Annotated in this window: 17 protein-coding genes; 13 read left to right on the plus strand and 4 right to left on the minus strand. The window is 32.2% G+C overall.

Translation table 11 applies throughout. From position 1 onward, the window contains the following. Position 1: 1 nt before the first annotated feature. The 7 genes from BUE22_RS17865 to BUE22_RS17895 all read left to right on the plus strand — a co-directional run bounded on the left by BUE22_RS17865 (position 2) and on the right by BUE22_RS17895 (position 8,519). A complete protein-coding gene (locus tag BUE22_RS17865) occupies positions 2–1,153 on the plus strand; it encodes a formimidoylglutamase (protein WP_073397132.1) in 1,152 nt (383 codons plus the stop codon). A 263-nt stretch (positions 1,154–1,416) separates the two neighbouring features. Next, positions 1,417–2,817: a T9SS ring complex lipoprotein PorK/GldK gene (porK, locus tag BUE22_RS17870; RefSeq protein ID WP_042563875.1), complete on the plus strand. Its 1,401-nt coding sequence runs from the start codon at positions 1,417–1,419 to the stop codon at positions 2,815–2,817. A gap of 66 nt (positions 2,818–2,883) precedes the next feature. Further along, on the plus strand, positions 2,884–3,531 hold the full coding sequence (gene porL, locus BUE22_RS17875; RefSeq protein ID WP_042563876.1) for a type IX secretion system motor protein PorL/GldL: 648 nt from the start codon (positions 2,884–2,886) through the stop codon (positions 3,529–3,531). 52 nt (positions 3,532–3,583) lie between these two features. Further along, a complete protein-coding gene (gene porM, locus BUE22_RS17880; RefSeq protein WP_073397133.1) occupies positions 3,584–5,125 on the plus strand; it encodes a type IX secretion system motor protein PorM/GldM in 1,542 nt (513 codons plus the stop codon). Positions 5,126–5,169: 44 nt separating this feature from the next. Further along, the gene (gene porN, locus BUE22_RS17885) at positions 5,170–6,159 is read left to right on the plus strand and encodes a type IX secretion system ring subunit PorN/GldN (protein ID WP_042563878.1); all 990 of its coding nucleotides are present in this window, start codon (positions 5,170–5,172) and stop codon (positions 6,157–6,159) included. A gap of 222 nt (positions 6,160–6,381) precedes the next feature. Continuing rightward, positions 6,382–7,371: a type IX secretion system ring subunit PorN/GldN gene (gene porN / locus BUE22_RS17890; protein ID WP_073397134.1), complete on the plus strand. Its 990-nt coding sequence runs from the start codon at positions 6,382–6,384 to the stop codon at positions 7,369–7,371. Between the two features lie 74 nt (positions 7,372–7,445). After that, positions 7,446–8,519: an NAD(P)/FAD-dependent oxidoreductase gene (locus BUE22_RS17895; protein WP_073397136.1), complete on the plus strand. Its 1,074-nt coding sequence runs from the start codon at positions 7,446–7,448 to the stop codon at positions 8,517–8,519. Here BUE22_RS17895 and BUE22_RS17900 read toward each other — a convergent pair. Then, complete coding sequence (locus tag BUE22_RS17900) at positions 8,500–8,883, minus strand: DUF983 domain-containing protein (protein WP_073397355.1); 384 nt, start codon at positions 8,881–8,883, stop codon at positions 8,500–8,502. The genes BUE22_RS17895 and BUE22_RS17900 overlap by 20 nt on opposite strands. A 75-nt stretch (positions 8,884–8,958) precedes the next feature. On the opposite strand from BUE22_RS17900, the gene BUE22_RS17905 reads away from it, so the two are divergent. After that, positions 8,959–10,872 carry an ABC-F family ATP-binding cassette domain-containing protein gene (locus BUE22_RS17905; RefSeq protein ID WP_042563881.1) on the plus strand — a complete coding sequence of 638 codons (1,914 nt, stop codon included), beginning with the start codon at positions 8,959–8,961 and terminating at the stop codon, positions 10,870–10,872. Between the two features lie 607 nt (positions 10,873–11,479). Here BUE22_RS17905 and BUE22_RS17910 read toward each other — a convergent pair. Beyond that, on the minus strand, positions 11,480–12,442 hold the full coding sequence (locus BUE22_RS17910; protein WP_073397138.1) for an App1 family protein: 963 nt from the start codon (positions 12,440–12,442) through the stop codon (positions 11,480–11,482). A 62-nt stretch (positions 12,443–12,504) separates the two neighbouring features. Between BUE22_RS17910 and BUE22_RS17915 the strand changes: the two genes are divergently transcribed. Next, entirely contained in the window at positions 12,505–13,374 is an 870-nt protein-coding gene (locus BUE22_RS17915; protein WP_073397357.1) for a diacylglycerol/lipid kinase family protein, read from the plus strand. Here BUE22_RS17915 and BUE22_RS17920 read toward each other — a convergent pair. After that, positions 13,371–14,525, minus strand: coding sequence for a peptidogalycan biosysnthesis protein (locus BUE22_RS17920; protein ID WP_073397140.1), 1,155 nt, complete (start codon positions 14,523–14,525; stop codon positions 13,371–13,373). The genes BUE22_RS17915 and BUE22_RS17920 overlap by 4 nt on opposite strands. A 118-nt stretch (positions 14,526–14,643) precedes the next feature. After that, positions 14,644–15,132 carry a DUF1761 domain-containing protein gene (locus BUE22_RS17925; protein WP_042563884.1) on the minus strand — a complete coding sequence of 163 codons (489 nt, stop codon included), beginning with the start codon at positions 15,130–15,132 and terminating at the stop codon, positions 14,644–14,646. A 180-nt stretch (positions 15,133–15,312) separates the two neighbouring features. On the opposite strand from BUE22_RS17925, the gene BUE22_RS17930 reads away from it, so the two are divergent. The 4 genes from BUE22_RS17930 to BUE22_RS17945 all read left to right on the plus strand — a co-directional run bounded on the left by BUE22_RS17930 (position 15,313) and on the right by BUE22_RS17945 (position 18,041). Then, entirely contained in the window at positions 15,313–16,170 is an 858-nt protein-coding gene (locus tag BUE22_RS17930; protein ID WP_073397142.1) for a leucine-rich repeat domain-containing protein, read from the plus strand. Between the two features lie 239 nt (positions 16,171–16,409). Further along, positions 16,410–17,027, plus strand: a complete 618-nt coding sequence (locus BUE22_RS17935) for a cysteine hydrolase family protein (RefSeq protein ID WP_073397144.1) — start codon at positions 16,410–16,412, stop codon at positions 17,025–17,027. Between the two features lie 2 nt (positions 17,028–17,029). Further along, positions 17,030–17,560 carry a hypothetical protein gene (locus tag BUE22_RS17940; RefSeq protein WP_073397146.1) on the plus strand — a complete coding sequence of 177 codons (531 nt, stop codon included), beginning with the start codon at positions 17,030–17,032 and terminating at the stop codon, positions 17,558–17,560. A gap of 175 nt (positions 17,561–17,735) precedes the next feature. After that, positions 17,736–18,041 carry a hypothetical protein gene (locus BUE22_RS17945; RefSeq protein WP_073397148.1) on the plus strand — a complete coding sequence of 102 codons (306 nt, stop codon included), beginning with the start codon at positions 17,736–17,738 and terminating at the stop codon, positions 18,039–18,041. Positions 18,042–18,267 lie beyond the last annotated feature (226 nt).

Genomic DNA, 18,267 nt, shown 5'->3' on the forward strand with positions numbered 1-18,267 from the left:
AATGGAATTTGATTTTCTAGAACCAGTTAACGAAGGAATTTTAAAATTCATTAGTTCGTTGTCTTCTCAAGAATTGGGTAGCAAAATTGTTTTGCACACACAGGATCAGTTTCCGGATATTAGCAAAATTACTATTGCTATTGTTGGAGTTTTAGAAGATCGTAGAAATATTGATATCGTTAATGAAGTAAACCTGACGGCTGTTCGTAAAAAGCTTTATGGCATGTTTCCAGGTAATTGGGATGCGTCTATTGCTGACTTAGGAGATATTCTTGCAGGCGATTCTGTAGAGGATACTTATTTTGCACTTAAGAAGGTAACTTCGGCATTAATTAAGAACAAAGTGATTCCTATAGTCCTGGGAGGTTCACAGGATTTAACCTATGCTTTGTATCGTGCTTATGATGATTTAGAGCAAATGGTTAATATGGTTGCTGTGGATAACAGATTTGATTTTGGCAAGGAAAATGAGACGGTTTCTGCCAATTCATATCTTACAAAAATCATAATTGATGAGCCAAATAACCTTTTTAATTATTGTAATATCGGTTATCAAACCTATTACAATTCTCAGGAAGAAATTGATTTGATAGAAAAATTGTTCTTTGATGCATACCGATTAGGTGAAATTTCGAATAATATAGCTCTGGCAGAACCTGTTTTTAGAGATGCTGATTTAGTTAGTATCGATTTGAATTCTGTAAAATCATCGGCTTCGGGTAATAATATTAATTTTGAACCTAATGGTTTTAATGGTAAAGAGATCTGTGCTTTAGCAAGATACGCGGGAATTAGCGATAAAGTTTCGTCATTTGGAATCTTTAATCACAATAATACCGTATATGAGTCTGCAATGATTGCGCAAATTATTTGGTATTTTATAGAAGGGTATCATTATCGTTCTAAAGAGTATCCTTTTGGAAGCAGAACGAACTATTTGAAATATATAGTTCCAATGGAAGATGAAGAATTAATTTTTTATAAAAGTGACAAAACTGATCGTTGGTGGATCGAAATTCCATTTGAATCAAATGGTCACAATAAATTGAAAAGAAATACGTTATTACCCTGTTCTTATGACGAATATTTGTGCGCTTGCAACCAAGAATTGCCGGAAAGATGGTGGAAAGCGCAGAGAAAAAACGCTTTGTAGAGCAAAAATTTAACGAAAATCAGAAAAATAGAATTTTTGTAAAAAATTGTTAAATAAATTTAGTAAGTTAATATTTATAAAATATAAAATTTAACGTTTTACGTCGGTTTTTTGCGTTAGTTTATCGACAAAATATTTTTTTTTTATTTTATTTAACATTATTTTTGAACGGTGAAATAAATTTCGTGAGTAGTGTTGTTTTTTTAATAAATAATAAATACGTTTACGGACTTATAATAATGAATAGATAATCCCAAATTTATATGAAGAAGTTTATTGCATTTGCAGCAATTTTAACACTAGTAATCGGCTGTGGTAAGTCAGGTGACAAAGGAGAGTTAGTTGGTGTTACAGGAGGGAAATGGCATCCCGAAAAGCCATATGGAATGACTTTGGTTCCAGGCGGATCTTTTATCATGGGTAAATCAGATGCTGATTTAGCTAATGTTGAGGATGCTCCAACTAAAACTGTAACAGTTCGTTCGTTTTACATGGATGAAACTGAAATCACTAACAGTGAGTATCGTCAATTTGTAGAATGGGTAAAAGATTCTACAATGAGAGTGCGTTTGGCTATTTTAGCTGATGAAACTGGTCAAAAAGCATCGTCAGATGGTAAAGGTAAAAAAGCTGGAAGTATTGCTGATTATGCATTTAACGATTCTGAGCCAGATAAAATGACGGCTTACGATAAGTATATGTATGATAACTACTATAGCGTTGGAACAAAAGATGATCCTTATGCTGGTAGAAAATTAAACAAAAAAGTTAAGTTAATTAAAGATACAAAAGGTTATCCGGATGAGTATTATACTGAGGTAATGGACTCTATGTATTTACCAATTGAAGAATCATATAATGGTTTAAGAACAGTTGATGTAAATAAATTGAAATTCCGTTATTCTTGGATGGATATCCAGGCTGCAGCAAAAGCTAAAGTTGGAAAAAGAAAAGACTTTGTAAAAACAGAACAAGTGAGAATTTATCCTGATACTACAGTATGGATTAAGGATTTTGCTTACTCATATAATGAGCCAATGCATAATGATTATTTCTGGCACAAAGCTTACGGAGATTACCCTGTTGTTGGAGTTACATGGAAACAAGCAAAAGCATTTTGTGCTTGGAGAACTTTAAATAAAAACAGCTACATTAAATCTAAGAAAAAAGGACGTGACTTAGTAAACTCTTTCAGATTGCCAACTGAGGCAGAATGGGAGTATGCTGCAAGAGGAGGTCTGGAATCTGCTACTTATCCTTGGGGAGGTCCTTATACTAAAAGTGACAGAGGTTGTTTCTTAGCAAACTTTAAACCAAGCAGAGGAGATTATGCTGCTGATGAAGCTTTGTATACAGTTGAGGCTAAATCATATGAAGTAAATGGTTACGGATTATACAACATGGCAGGAAACGTTTCAGAATGGACGGATTCAGCTTATAATCCAAATGCTTACGAATATGTTTCTACAATGAACCCTAACGTAATTGATGGAAACAACCAAAGAAAAGTGGTTCGTGGAGGATCTTGGAAAGACGTTGCTTACTTCCTACAAGTAAGTACTCGTGATCACGAATACGCGGATTCTGCTAGAAGTTATATTGGTTTCAGAACTGTACAAGATTACATGGGAACTCAAGTAACGGGCGGAAAAAAGAAAAAGTAAATTATAATTAAATCAATAACCAAATCGAATCTATTTTAAATTAAAACCTAAAAAAAAATTATCATTATGGCATTATTAAGTAAAAAAGCAATGAATTTCGCTTATGGTATGGGAGCGGCAGTAGTAATCGTTGGAGCATTATTCAAAATTACTCACTTTGAAATTGGACCATTAACAGGTACTGTAATGCTTTCTGTGGGATTATTAACTGAAGCGTTAATCTTTGCCCTTTCTGCTTTCGAACCAGTTGAAGATGAATTAGACTGGACACTTGTTTACCCGGAATTAGCTAACGGACAAGCTAGACAAAAATCTGACAAAGTAGAAACTCCTTCTGATGCTCAAGGATTATTGTCTCAAAAATTAGACGTAATGTTAAAAGAAGCTAAAATTGACGGTGAGTTAATGTCAAGTTTAGGAAACAGCATCAAAAATTTCGAATCAGCTGCTAAAGGAATTGCTCCTACTGTAGATTCAATCGCTTCTACTAAAAAATATAGCGAAGAATTATCTATGGCTGCTGCTCAAATGGAATCATTAAACAGCTTATACAAAGTTCAATTAGAAAGTGCTTCAAGAAATGCTGAAGCTAATAAAGAAATTGCTGACAATGCATCTAAATTAAAAGAACAAATGCAATCTATGACTGCAAACATTGCTTCTTTAAACAGTGTTTACGGTGGTATGCTTTCTGCAATGAGTAACAAAGGATAATTAGTTTTTGACTATTATATTAAAATTATTAATAAGAACTAATTAGAAAAAAATGGCAGGAGGAAAATTAACCCCTAGACAGAAGATGATTAACCTGATGTATCTGGTTTTCATCGCAATGTTGGCAATGAACGTATCGAAAGAAGTAATTTCTGCTTTTGGTTTGATGAATGAAAAATTTGAAGATGCAAACACTTCTTCAGTTGCAACAAACACTTCATTATTGACATCTTTAGATCAAAAAGCTGCTGAAGCAAAAGGAGAATTCGCTATTGCTGCAGTAACTGCTCACAAAGTAGAAGCTATCTCAAAAGGATTTTATGATTATATAGCAACTTTAAAGGCTCAATCTATCAAAGGTTTTGAAGTAGAAAAAGAAACTGGAAAATTGCCATATGAGGCAATGGATAGAGGAGATAATATCGACGACTGGTTCACAGGAGACGGTTACACTAAAAAAGGTAACGATATTATTGCTGCAATTCAAAAATACAAAGCAGACATGAAAGCTGCTTTAGGAACAGATAAAAAATATGCTCCAATTATCGCAGAGATTGAAAAAAAATTCGATGTTTCTGATGTAAAAAATAAAGAAGGTGTAAAACAAAAATACTTAGATTACCACTTTAAAGGTTTCCCTGCAATTGCTTCGGCTGCAAAACTTTCAACTTGGCAAAATGACGTTAAAAAAGCTGAAACTGATGTTTACAACAGTGCTCTAGGAAAAGCTGCGGTTGCTGCTGCTTCTTACAGTAATTATCAAGCGATCGTTGTTTTAGATAAAAATGCTTATTTCCAAGGAGAAAAAGTAACTGGTAAAGTAGTTTTAGGTCGTTATGACGAAAATACAAAACCAACTTCATTCCAAGGTCCTGGACAAATTGTTAACGGACAAGCTGTTATTTCATTAACTGCAGGTGGTGTTGGAGAGCAAGATATTAATGGACAATTTACATTCTTAGAGGATGGTAAAAACATTCCACTTAAATTTGCTGGAAAATATGTTGTAGTACCAAGACCTAACTCAGCTACTATTTCTGCTGATAAAATGAATGTTGTTTATAGAGGAGTTGTTAACCCAATTTCTGTATCTTTTGCTGGTGTTGATGCTAACAAAATTGTTGCAAGCGCGCCAGGATTAGCTTCTGCTGGTAAACCAGGTAAATATAACATGAGCCCGGGTCAAGGAACAGAAGCTACAATTTCTGTTACCGGAACATTACCAAACGGAGATAAAGTTACAGATAAGAAAACATTTAGAATTAAAGGTATTCCTGGACCAACAGGTACAATTAGAGGTGAAATGGGTGTTGTTAAAGGGCCTAAATCTAACTTAGAAATTGCTACAATTGGTGCTAAATTACTTGATTTTGATTTCGAAGTTGGTTTAGATGTTGTTGGATTTAACTTAAAAGTTACTGGACAACCTACAGTTGTTGTAACTGGAAACAGATTAAATGCACAATGCAAACAAATTCTTTCAAGAGCTGGAAAAGGAGATCAGGTTACTATTTCTGAAATTAAAACTAAACTTGTTGGAGCTGGTAGTTATTTATTACCAAGAACTGCTCCGGTAATTTACGAAATACAATAATAAAGTAGGTAAAACTACGTTCAATATCTTATAATGATACCACGATGAAAGTAAGAAATTTTTTAATAGCTATTGTTTCTATTGCAGGAGGATTTGCTGCTAACGCGCAATCTAATTTGCTTAATGCAAAAACACCTGCACAAATAGGACTTAAGACTCCTGCACAGCTTATCTCAGATAATGACAAACCGTTAGCTTACGGTTATGTAGATGACAGAGATGTATTGATGGGAAAAACTACTTGGGAAATCATTGATTTGAATGAGAAAATTAATTTTCCATTATACTTTCCGGTAGATACTGCTAACATTGGTGCTGACAGACGTTCATTATACGACGTTTTGACTAAAGCTATGAAAAATGGCAAGATAACTGAAGTGTACTCTGATAGTTATTTCAATACTAAAAAATCTTTGAAAGATATTGAAGGTTCATTATCTCGTATTGATACAACAGATGCTGGTAGAGAGTTAATCAATCAATATCCTGATGACTACAAAACACGTGTTGTGAAGAAAAAAGTAGTTACTGGTACTGGTAAAAAGAAAGTGGTTACTTATGTTGATGAAACAGTTGGGCCAACAAGAACAGTTCCTGCTGAGTATGTCTTAAGACAGGATCTTACTTCTGCAGATGTTACACAATACAAAATTAAAGGATATTGGTATTTTGACAAACGTCAAAGTGAATTGAAGTATCGTTTATTAGGTATTTGTCCTGTAACTCCGGACGTTTATACTATGAACAGTGACGAAAAGGATTATATTGAGTTGTTCTGGATTTTCTATCCTAATTCAAGAGAAGCTTTGCATGAAGCAAAAGCTTTTAACGATAGCAATTCAGCATTACCAATTTCTTTCGATCAAATTTTAAATTCAAGACGTTTTAATGCTGTTGTCTACAAAGAAGAAAACTTGTACGGAGATCGCGAGATCAAAGAATACATGAAGGATAACGCACAAAATCAATTGTTAGAATCTGAGAGAGTGAAAGAGAAAATCCGTAACTTCGAGCAAGATATGTGGAACTACTAAGTTCTAAATCAAAATTTTATAAAAAACTCTTACTATATTTGTAGTAAGAGTTTTTTTTTGCCCCATCTTAATTAAAATTATTGATACCTGAAATTGGTTGGATTTTTTAATCCTTAATTCCCTTTTGGAGAAATTGTTAAATTTTATTGTTTTTTTATTTATGTAGGAAAAATAACAATAAAATATGTAATTTTACGTTTGAAATGTTTTAACGATATGATGATGGATATAAAGAAAATTTTAGTTGCTATTATATGGGTCTTAGGAAGTTTTGTTTCTAATGCACAGTCGAATTTGCTTAACGCAAAAACAGCTGATCAAATTGGGCAAAAAAGCCCTGCTCAGCTTATTTCAGACAATGACAAACCATTGTCATATGGTTATGTTGACGACAGGGATGTTTTAATGGGAAAGACAGTTTGGGAAATTATTGATTTAAACGAAAAAATCAACTTTCCATTATATTTTCCCGTAGATTCTGCTAATATTGGTCCAGACAGACGTTCCTTGTATGATGTTTTGACTAAAGCTATGAGAGAGGGGAAAATAACAGAAGTGTATTCTGATAGTTATTTTAATACCAAAAAAACTTTAAAAGATATTCAAGGTTCATTATCTCGTGTTGACACAACAGATGCGGGTAGAGAACTGATTAATCAATATCCTGATGATTATAGGACACGAGTAGTGAAGAAAAAAGTAGTAACAGGAACAGGTAAAAAGAAAGTCGTAACCTATGTTGATCAAACTATAGGGCCAACACGAACGGTCCCTGCTGAATATATCTTAAGACAAGATCTTACAGCAGCAGATGTTACACAATATAAAATTAAAGGATATTGGTATTTTGACAAACGTCAAAGTGAGTTAAAATATCGTTTATTAGGTATTTGCCCTGTAACTCCGGACGTTTATACCATGAATAGTGACGAAAAGGATTATATTGAATTATTTTGGGTTTTCTTCCCAGATGCACGGGTTGCATTGCATGAAGCAAAAGCTTTTAATGATGCTAATTCGGCTGTACCAATTTCTTTTGATCAGATATTGAATTCAAGGCGATTTAATGCAGTTATCTATAAAGAAGAAAATATGTATGGAGATCGTGAGATCAAACAATATATAAGAGATGATGCGCAAAGTCAATTGTTTGAATCTGAAAGAGTAAAAGAGAAAATACGTAATTTTGAGCAAGATATGTGGAACTACTAAGTCTCTATATACATTATAACAAAAACTCTTAGTACTTTTGTATTAAGAGTTTTTTTTCTTTTACCTATTACAATATGTTTGATTATTTAATTGTCGGATCTGGATTAGCCGGAATTTCATTTGCTGAAATAGCCCTTAAAAACAATAAATCTATTTTAGTAATGGATAATAAATCGCAAGCTTCTTCAAGAGTTGCTGGTGGTTTGTATAATCCGGTTATTTTAAAACGTTTCAGTGAAGTTTGGAATGCAGAAGAACAATTGACTTTAATGGACGAATTTTACAATGATATTGAAAGAAAGCTACAAACGAAATTTAATTTCAGGCTTCCTATTTTAAGGAAGTTTTTTTCGATTGAAGAGCAAAATAACTGGTTTGCTGCTTCGGATAAAAAAAATCTGGCACCTTTTTTATCTACAAAAATAATTTCTAAAAAATATAGTGGTATTGACTCTCCATACGATTATGGAGAAGTATTGCATACAGGATATGTAGACACGGCATTATTATTAGATACCTATAAGAAATACTTACAAGAAAATAATCTATTAGTTGAGGAATCTTTTGACTCTCTCTACGTTGAATTTTTTGATTACGGAATTCAATACAAAAATATAAAAGCCCGCAATATTATTTTTGCAGAAGGCTTTGGATTACATAAAAATGCTTTTTTTAATTACTTGCCTTTGGATGGAACAAAAGGTGAACTACTTGTTATAAAAGCACCCGATTTGGACCTTAATGTTATTGTAAATACCAGTGTATTTATATTGCCAATGGGTAATGACTTGTTTAAAGTAGGAGCAACTTATAATTGGCAGGACAAAACCGATTTACCAACTGAAGAAGGAAAACAGGAGCTTATTGATCGTATTAAAGAAATTCTGATGTGTGATTTTGAAATCATACAGCATTTTGGTGGAGTTCGACCAACGGTTAAAGACAGAAGACCTTTGATTGGGACTCATCATGAACGTAAATCGCTGCATATTCTTAACGGATTAGGAACGCGCGGCGTAATGCTTGGACCAGCTATGGCAAAAGCTTTATTTGATAATATTGAAAATGATATTCCTTTAAGTCCTGAAATTGATATTAAAAGATTTCATAAAAAATATTTGAAAACGCTTATTTATGACCAGCCTTAGGATCGTACGAAACAAACATATTAATGTATAAGTTTCTTGAAAGCCTTAAAACGAAAGGGAATAGCACAATTAATGAGATGACGATGGTCAGAAATGATTGTTCTATAGTGACTCCAAAAAATACAAATGAAACAATAAAAGCCGCAATTCCCACAGCAACATTCAATCCGTAACTTACATACATTGCACCGTAAAAAAACGATGGTTCAATCTGATATTTTAATCCACAATGACTGCAATGATCGTTCATTTTTAGAACTTTAGTCAAATGAAGCGGATTTTTGTCTAAATACATACTTTCTTTTTGACATTTTGGACAACTTCCTGTTAAAATACTATTTAGTTTGGATCCTTTTTTTAACATTTGCAAAAAATTAATATTTCCCATTGATTTGGGAATGTAAATTTACAAAATCAATTAGTTATAAAATAACAATACATGCTTAATATACATAATTTATCGGTTTCTTTCGGAGGTACTTATTTGTTTGAAGAAGTAACTTTTCGGTTAGGTGCCGGTGATCGGGTAGGACTTGTTGGAAAAAATGGTGCAGGAAAATCTACCATGCTTAAAATGTTAGCAGGAGATTTTGCTCCTGACTCTGGAGTTATTTCTCAGGAGAAAGATATCAGGATGGGGTTTTTACGTCAGGATATCGATTTCGAACAAGGAAGAACCGTTCTTGAAGAAGCTTACGAAGCTTTTACAGAGATAAAAATTGTTGAAAAAAAACTGGAACAAATTAATCACCAATTGGTTACCAGAACCGATTATGAAAGTGAAGAATACAGCCAGATCATCGAGGATTTATCAGATTACACACACCGTTTTGAACTTTTAGGAGGTTATAATTATGTAGGTGATACGGAAAAAATTCTTTTGGGATTAGGTTTCAAAAGAGAAGTTTTTAACAACCAAACTGAAACATTTTCAGGAGGTTGGAGAATGCGTATCGAATTAGCGAAATTATTACTTCAGTCAAATGATGTATTGCTTCTCGATGAGCCAACCAATCACTTAGATATCGAAAGTATCATTTGGTTAGAAGGTTTCCTTCGCAATTATCCTGGTGTTGTGGTGATTGTATCACACGATAAAATGTTTTTGGATAATGTTACGAATCGTACGATCGAAATTTCATTAGGAAAAGCATACGATTTTAACAAGCCTTATTCTCAATATTTAGAATTGCGTCATGAAATTCGTGAGAAACAATTAGCTACTCAAAAGAATCAGGCTAAGAAAATTGAAGAAACAGAAAAATTAATCGAGAAATTCCGTGCAAAAGCTTCAAAAGCTTCAATGGCGCAATCATTGATTAAAAAACTAGATAAAGTAGAAAGAATTGAAGTTGATGAAGACGACAATTCTGTAATGAATATATCTTTTCCGGTTTCAAAAGAACCTGGAAGAGTGGTTGTTGAAGCTGAACATGTAACTAAAGCTTACGGCGATAAAGTTATTTTAAAAGATATCGATTTATTGGTAGAACGCGGAAGCAAAATTGCTTTTGTTGGTCAAAACGGACAAGGAAAGTCAACCTTCATTAAAGCTATTGTAAATGAGTTTGAATATCAGGGAAACATCAAATTAGGCCACAATGTTCAATTAGGTTATTTTGCTCAAAATCAGGCAGAATATCTGGATGGCGAAATTACATTACTACAAACAATGGAAGATGCCGCAATGGACACCAACAGATCTAAAGTACGTGATATGTTAGGTTCGTTTTTATTCCGTGGCGATGATGTCGAGAAAAAAGTAAAAGTACTTTCAGGAGGCGAGCGTAACCGTTTGGCACTTTGTAAGTTGTTGTTGCAGCCAATCAACGTTTTGTTGATGGATGAGCCTACGAACCACTTAGATATCAAATCTAAAAACGTTTTAAAAGCAGCCTTGCAAAAATTTGGAGGAACTTTATTATTGGTTTCTCACGATAGAGATTTTTTGCAAGGAATGTCGAACATTGTTTATGAATTTAAAGATCAAAAGATAAAAGAATATTTAGGAGATATCAATTATTTCTTAGAACAGCGCAATCTTGAAAACATGCGCGAAGTCGAGAAAAAAGACGTTGCTAAAGCGGCTGCTCCAAAAGAAACCAATAAAGCTTCATACGAAGACCAGAAAAAAGGAAAAGCACTTCAAAACAAATTAAGCAAAGTAGAAAGTCAAATCAAACAATTAGAAAAAGACATTCAGCACGACGATAAATTGCTGGCTTCTAATTACGACAAACATATCGAAGACGCTTCGTTTTTTACAGCATACAATAAAAAGAAAAAAGACCTTGACCAATTACTTTTAGACTGGGAAGTGGTTCAGGAAGAGATTGATAATTTTAATGCTTAATTAATTTTCAGTATCAGTTTCAGTTTTTTGAAATGAGATTTCATTATATAAACCTTTATTGAAGTTTTGAACTTTGATAAAGGTTTTTTTATGATTTTCAGGAGCTAATCCAGCTTTCCGTTACATCCCGATAGCTATTGGGACGCTAAAAAAAACTATTTTTCTAAGCCATAAAACGAGATTCCGCTGGTCGCTGTTTTCCGGCAAGAAAAATTAGTTTTTTTAGCTCTGGACTTTTCACTTCAATCTCGGCTAGAATGCTGAGAGTTGTCATTTCGAGGAACGAGAAATCACACACGGAACTCTACAAAGATTGGCGATTTTGATTGAGAAGTTTCTAGTGTGATTTCTCCTCCGTGGAAATGACAAACTGCACGAAAACATTCTTATGAAAATGATTTGCCTAGCCCCGATAGAAGTGGAAATCCTTTTGTGGTGGTCCCGATAGCTATCGGGAGCCACAAAAGATTGAAACGGATAGCGGGATTAGCTCCTGAAAAAGAGCTTATCATAGCCACATAACAAAAAAAGAATAAAAGACAAAAGGAGAATAAAACCCGCGTCATCCACGTTCCAATAAAAACATGAAACCTGAAACAAATTAAACTCACTTAATAATCCCAATAGATTTAGAATGCATAATTGCCTCACTGCTATCTTTAAAATAACAAACTGAAACTTCTAGATTTTCTAAATTTTTCAAAATAGTCTTCGTAGCTTCTTTTTTACGTTTGCCGGTTTGTCTAATATAAACCGCTTTTACCGTTACGGGAAATATTTTGCAAATACGCTCATATAAAATCGGATCATGTTGCGAATCGTCTCCCAATAAAACATATTTAAGATTGGGGTAAAACTCTAAAACATGTTTTATTTTATCAAATTTATGATCGTGGTTTCCTCTTCCACTCATAAAAAAATCTGTAACGCCGCGTTTAATATCTTTCAATAAAATAACAGCTCTTGGTAATTGATGTATTTTGGTGAATCTTGTAATAAATTGATACAAATTCCATTCACTGCTCGAAATATAAAAAAAGGCATTTTGCTCGTCTTTATTATTTCTTCCGGCTGAGCTTAAGGCTTGATAATGTGGAACAACATCTTTAAATACTTTTCTATCATTTACATTTTTAAACAAAAGAATATATATTTTTTTGAATATATTTTGTGTGTGTGAAATTAAAAAAGTGTCATCAATATCAGATATAATCCCTAAGTTTCCATCGTGAGGATGAATAAAACTTCCTTTTGCTGTTATAATTTCTGATTTATACTTTATAAGCACTTCATATTCCATCCATCCAAAGTCAATTTTTTTTTCTATCGGAATACAAAATTTAAAATAACCATCGTCTAATGTTTTTGAATGTATTTCCTGATTGTCGAATTTTAGATAAACATCATGATTTTTAATGGTTTTTATTCTGAACTGATTGATTATTGATTTGGCATTTTTCAGGTTTTTTTTCTGAAAATCATATTCATAAGTCCTTTTAAAAACGTGTCCCATTACAATTAATTCTTGTTCATTAGCATAACCGCGATATAATTGTAGGATTGGTTTCATTAATTGTGTATTTTTATGTAGACTGTAAATTAATTATTTTAATCGGTTTAAAAAATAAAATTTTGAAAAAGAATATCATATTTGTTGTAAACCCAATTTCGGGAGATCTGGATAAAACAGATTTAATAGAAGCCGTACAAGAGTTTGCAACTACAAATCATTTTGATCTTGAAGTTTATGAAACTACAGGCAAAAGCGATTTAAGACAAATACAATCACTTTATGATCAATATAAGCCAGAACGAATTATTGTTGCCGGAGGTGACGGGACCATAAAAATGGTTGCCGAAGCGATGGAAGATCACGACATTATCATTGGAATTTTGCCTGCAGGATCTGCAAATGGCCTGTCTGTTGATTTAAGTTTGCCGACAACGATCGAGGAAAACCTAAAAATTGCCTTTCTCAATCATTATATCGAAATGGATATGATTTGTATTAACGGCAAAAAAAGTATCCATTTAAGCGATATTGGAATCAATGCTGACTTGGTAAAAAATTACGAACAAAGTAATCTACGCGGAATTTGGGGTTATGCGTTGCAAGCCTACACAACTTTAGTTGAATCTGCCGCACCTTTTGTAGCAACGATTACAGCGAATAAAGAAACAGTGGAACATACAGCCAGAATTATTGTAATTGCCAATTCGCAGAAATACGGAACAGGCGTTACGATCAATCCAAATGGCGCTATGAACGATGGCAGATTTGAATTGGTGATTTTAAAAAGTCTGGATGTATTATTGCTCGGAAAAATTATTACCGGAAATATGCCTCTGGATTCAGATGATGTGGTAATTATCTCGACAGATAAAGCGACTATAAAAACGGATTATCCGGTTAATTTTCAAATTGATGGAGAATATTGCGGTGCTCAAACTAATTTAGAAATTCATATTTTACACAAACAAATGAAAATTGCGGTTCCTTAACTAATTTCTTTATACGGATTTCGCTCTTTCCAATCGGTTTTTGGTTCTAAATAATCGAATAATTTACCAATGTTTTTATTAATTAACGCATTAGTATGTGTAATTAAGCCGTACATTTTTAATGGTTTTGCACCAACAGAACTTTTTATTTCAAGGGCTGTTCGTGCAAAAACTATTTCAGTAAAACCCTGATTGATAGAATAGGCAATCATGTCGTAAAGCATATTAAGATATAGCATTTTTTCACGCTGAATACTTTCGTCGTAGCCCAGGAAATAAGTATCCATTACAGCTCCGTTTTTGATTAAAGTATTAAAACCGATTAGTTTTCCATCTAAAAAATAACCGTAAAAAAGAAAATTCTCTTTCATGATTTCCTTAAAAGTGCTGAAATGATTTTTAGCCAGAAAGAAAGTGTTGAAAGGTGCATTTTTGGCGACATGGGAATAAAGATCATAAATCACATTTTCATGTTTGATAATCTCTGCCAAAGGCATTTTCCTTTTTTCGATGCCGTCCATTTTTTTTCTTGCACGTTTATATTGATCCCGATATTTTTTAGAGAGCGCATCAATATAATCTTGTTCTGATTTCCAGTTTTTATTGATTTCAAAAATCATATTAGGCTGAGTTGAAAATGTAAAATTATTTTTAAATTCAGCTTTTAATGGTTCTATTTCACTTTCTGTAAAATCTTTTATGCTGGTAATATGCACTTTTTTGCCAATTGACTTAAGTTCTTTTTTAAGTTCGTTAATGGCTTTATGGAGTGTTTTAATAATTTTAGACTGATTTACATTTTCGACAAATGAAAATGCATTTTGGCCAGTCAGCATATTGTTGCCAATAAATAAAACATGTGACGCAAATTTTTTGAAGGCAAAATTGCGTACAGATGTTTTTAAACATTGGTCACGTTCGCCAAAAGATTCCAGTTTTTCTGTAAACAGAAATTGGGTTAAAGCAATTCCAACTAATTTTTCGCTTTTAAAAATTCCGATAAAATGGCAAATCATATTTACCGGAGAAGATTTTTCGAGCACTTCGAGGTATTCCCGAGTTAAGAAAATGTTTTTAGTTGCAAGCGAATTCCATTCTAAGGGTAGTAATGATGCGCTTTTATATATTTGAAAAGAATAAGTTGTATTCAAGAGTAATTGCTAATTTGTTCAAAATTAGATAATATTTATAATAACAGGACTTGTTTAAGTTATTATTAAGAAAAACCCGTTTAAGATTTACTTTAAACGGGTTTTGATTTTTATATTTTTAAGCAAATGCACAAATAATACCCCCCATTAAAGTTAGTGTAACAAGCCAGTATCCGGCATGAATAAAAATGTATTTCCATGATTTTCTTTCAAACAATCCATTAATTCCAATTACTGGAAAAGCAAAAAACAGACCGGATATAAACCCATGAAGTGCTCCATGTTTAAAAGTACGATAAGCCATTCCGTAATCTGTCATAAATGCTTGAAATGATGGTTTTGCGCTATCTATCATTGGTGGTCCGCCAACCATTCCAATAGCTCCAGACTGGTGAATTGTTAATGACATAAGTGTCATTGTAATCATAACAGAGAAAACATAGGTTAACCCAAAAATTTTGAGCATATTTCCTGTTCGAAGTTCTTCTTGTGTCAAATTATTTTCTTTCATCCAGATCGTTCCAAAAACTTTTGGATTGTACCAAATAAAACCAACTACAAGGGTTACAATTGCAGCTAATAATAATGCGATAAAGTTAATTTCCATAATATGAGGTTTTTATAATTAGTTGGTCAAATTTAATTAAAATTTAATTTATTTCTGAATATTTAAAAAAGTAGTAAAAATACGATTAAATATTTACTTATTAACAGTTTATCTACACCATATGTTTTTTATCTGTAAAAAGTATATTTTTACACGCAGAAACAAACCCCAAATTTTGTTATGAAAAGCTTAGCCCCAATTTTTCTAGCTTTTATATTTTCATTGAATATTTATGCAGATACTGTTTCAGAAAAAGAGAAAAATGCCTTAATTAAATTTTATAATGCGACAAATGGGAAGCATTGGAAAATAAAATGGGATTTATCCACTTCTGTTTTAGATTGGTATGGTGTTCAGGTTGAAGACGGAAAAGTAATTGCACTGAATTTATCTGATAATAATTTGCAGGGAGAATTGCCTTCTGAATTTTTTAATTTGGTATTTTTAAAAAGCATCGATTTGCATCAAAATAATCTTAAAGGGTCATTGTTAAATGCAATCGAAAACCTGAAAGAACTTGAAATTTTGAATATTTCTGATAATAAATTAACCGGATCTTTACCGAAATCTATTTGCGAATTAAAAAAACTTAAAGATTTAGAACTTTTTAAAAATAAAATTTCAGGAGAATTACCATTGGAAATCGGACAGTTAGCACAATTGGAAATTCTTGCTTTGTTTAATAATGAAATTAAAGGCGATTTACCTGGTTCATTATATAAAATTTCTACTTTAAAAGTATTACTTTTGAATAATAATAAACTTACAGGAATTTTGAATCCTGAAATTATAAATTTTCATGCTTTGCAAAATTTAAGTTTATTTGATAATAATTTGGAAGGTGAAATTCCGGGTGGACTTGAAAAATTACATAATTTAACTGAATTGAATTTGTCTTATAATAAATTTAAAGGAACTGTTTCTAAGAACTTGGCCGTATTAGATGTTTTAAATATGACTATGCTTGACGAAAACGGAAATCCTGTTTTACTAGAAATTAATACTGAAAAAGAAACTACAATTGTTACCCAAAATTAATCGTGCTTATGAATGAATTTTACTCTCGTTAACAAGTTGATTAAATATATTTAGTTAATTGTTGAAAACCGTAACTCTCGTTACGGTTTTTTTTTGCCGTATTTTTTGATATTTCGATGATAATCAGAGTAATAGTGATATTTAAACAATCTTTCTTATTGTAAGTGACTTAAAATTAATTAGTTATGATTTGGTTTGGGTTTTGAGGCTAAATATTTTTAATTTCTAAATATAAAATTATGAGTGTTTATCAAAATGAAAGAACCGCATTGATATTGATTGATCCTTTTAATGATTTCCTTTCTGAGAATGGAAAACTTTGGCCTTTTGTAAAAGAAACTGTCCAGAATGGAAATGTCGTTCAGAATATGAAAAATGTTTTAGCGGCAGCAAGGAAACATAAAATTCAAATTGTTTATGCACCACACAGACATACTCAAAAAGGAGATTATTTAAATTGGAAATTTTTTTCTCCATCACATAATGGCAGTAAAAATTTGACGCTTTTTGAAAAGGGCAGCTGGGGTGCAGAATTTCATCCGGAACTTTTGCCGGAAGATGGAGATTTAATAGCGCAAAATCATTGGACAGCGAGTGGTTTTGCTAATACTGACTTGGATTTTCTTTTAAAAATGCACGATATCGATCATATTATAATTGCTGGAATGCGAGCAAATACCTGTATTGATTCTACTGCAAGATATGGTGTTGAATTAGGTTATCATGTTACCTTAATTAAGGACGGAATTGGTGCTTTTAATCAGGAAGAAATAAAAGCTACTGTAGAAACTAATTTTCCCAATTACGGGCATTCTCTTTTATCTGCAGCTGAATTTGTAAAATCTTTAGAGTCATAAACATGGAAATACTTGCTGAATCTACTGCAACAGCAATAATCCATTGTGCTGCAGAAAAAATAAATCTTTCAGAATGGCTTTTTACATTGAAAGATCATGAATATCAATCTTGCTCAGAAGGGCATATTGCTGGCGGAATTTCAATTTCAAAAGATGGAAAAAGAATGTCAATAAATGTTGAAAAAGTTGCCGATAATCTTCTGGTACAGCATTATATTGAAGAAATAGGAGGTAGAAATCATTGCAGAGTAAATTCTGTATCAGATTCAATTTCTTCTTTGGGAACAACAAAATTAAGAATTACCTGGGAGTTAAAAGTTACAGCGTTATCTAATGACAGCTGTGAGTTTTCTAATCGTGTAATTGTGAGCGCAACCGAAGAGTTTTTAGCGTTATTAAAATCAATTAATATTACTGATTTAGCAATCGTAAAAAGTCAGATGCTGCAAAATGTTGTATTACATAATGAAGAGGAAACACCTTTGTTTGCTATTAATATCGAACGTAAAGCAATTGCCGATATTTGGAATTAAATTATCATTAAGCCTTAAATAAAAAATTCTTGAAATAGAATTTATAGTAACTTTGCCATAAATTGATATTTAAGAATCAGTTTGTGAAACAACATGTTTTTTTTTCATAACTTTAATATTGAATACGATCTGAAGTGAAGGAAAAACTAATTTTAAAACTCTAAATACTAAAATTATGGTAATACAGTATCAAGGTGAACAATACGGAAAACCGACCACATTTACGATAAGAATCATTGGAAACAATCTTTCTAAAAGTAGTTCAAATTACCAAATTGATTTGTTGGTAGGCGACAAACAATTGCCAACTTTTACAACATCAATTCACCAAAGTTTGTCAAATTGTTTAAAAGAGATCTATTTATTCAGAAAGCATAACGGAATTACATTCAATGCGTCTTCAGAAAAAATTGCGCCACTTTTAGTGCCATATGATCAGGTTTTATATAATTATAATAAATATGCTTTGTTTATGGCTTAGGCTTTAGAATTGATAAAATAAATAAAGACTGTTCAATTTCTGGGCAGTCTTTTTTTTATCTGAAATTCACCGTTAAACGCATTGCATAATTTCATTCAATTTTTGATATAATAAAATAATATAGGTATTTTCTTGGTTTTAATGATTAATATTTAAATTAATGTTCTATTTACCCTAATTTATTGTTTTTTTTTAGTAAACAGCTGTTTGCTAGTTAATATAAAAC

It is taken from the genome of Flavobacterium pectinovorum (assembly GCF_900142715.1).
GTDB classification, from domain to species: domain Bacteria; phylum Bacteroidota; class Bacteroidia; order Flavobacteriales; family Flavobacteriaceae; genus Flavobacterium; species Flavobacterium pectinovorum.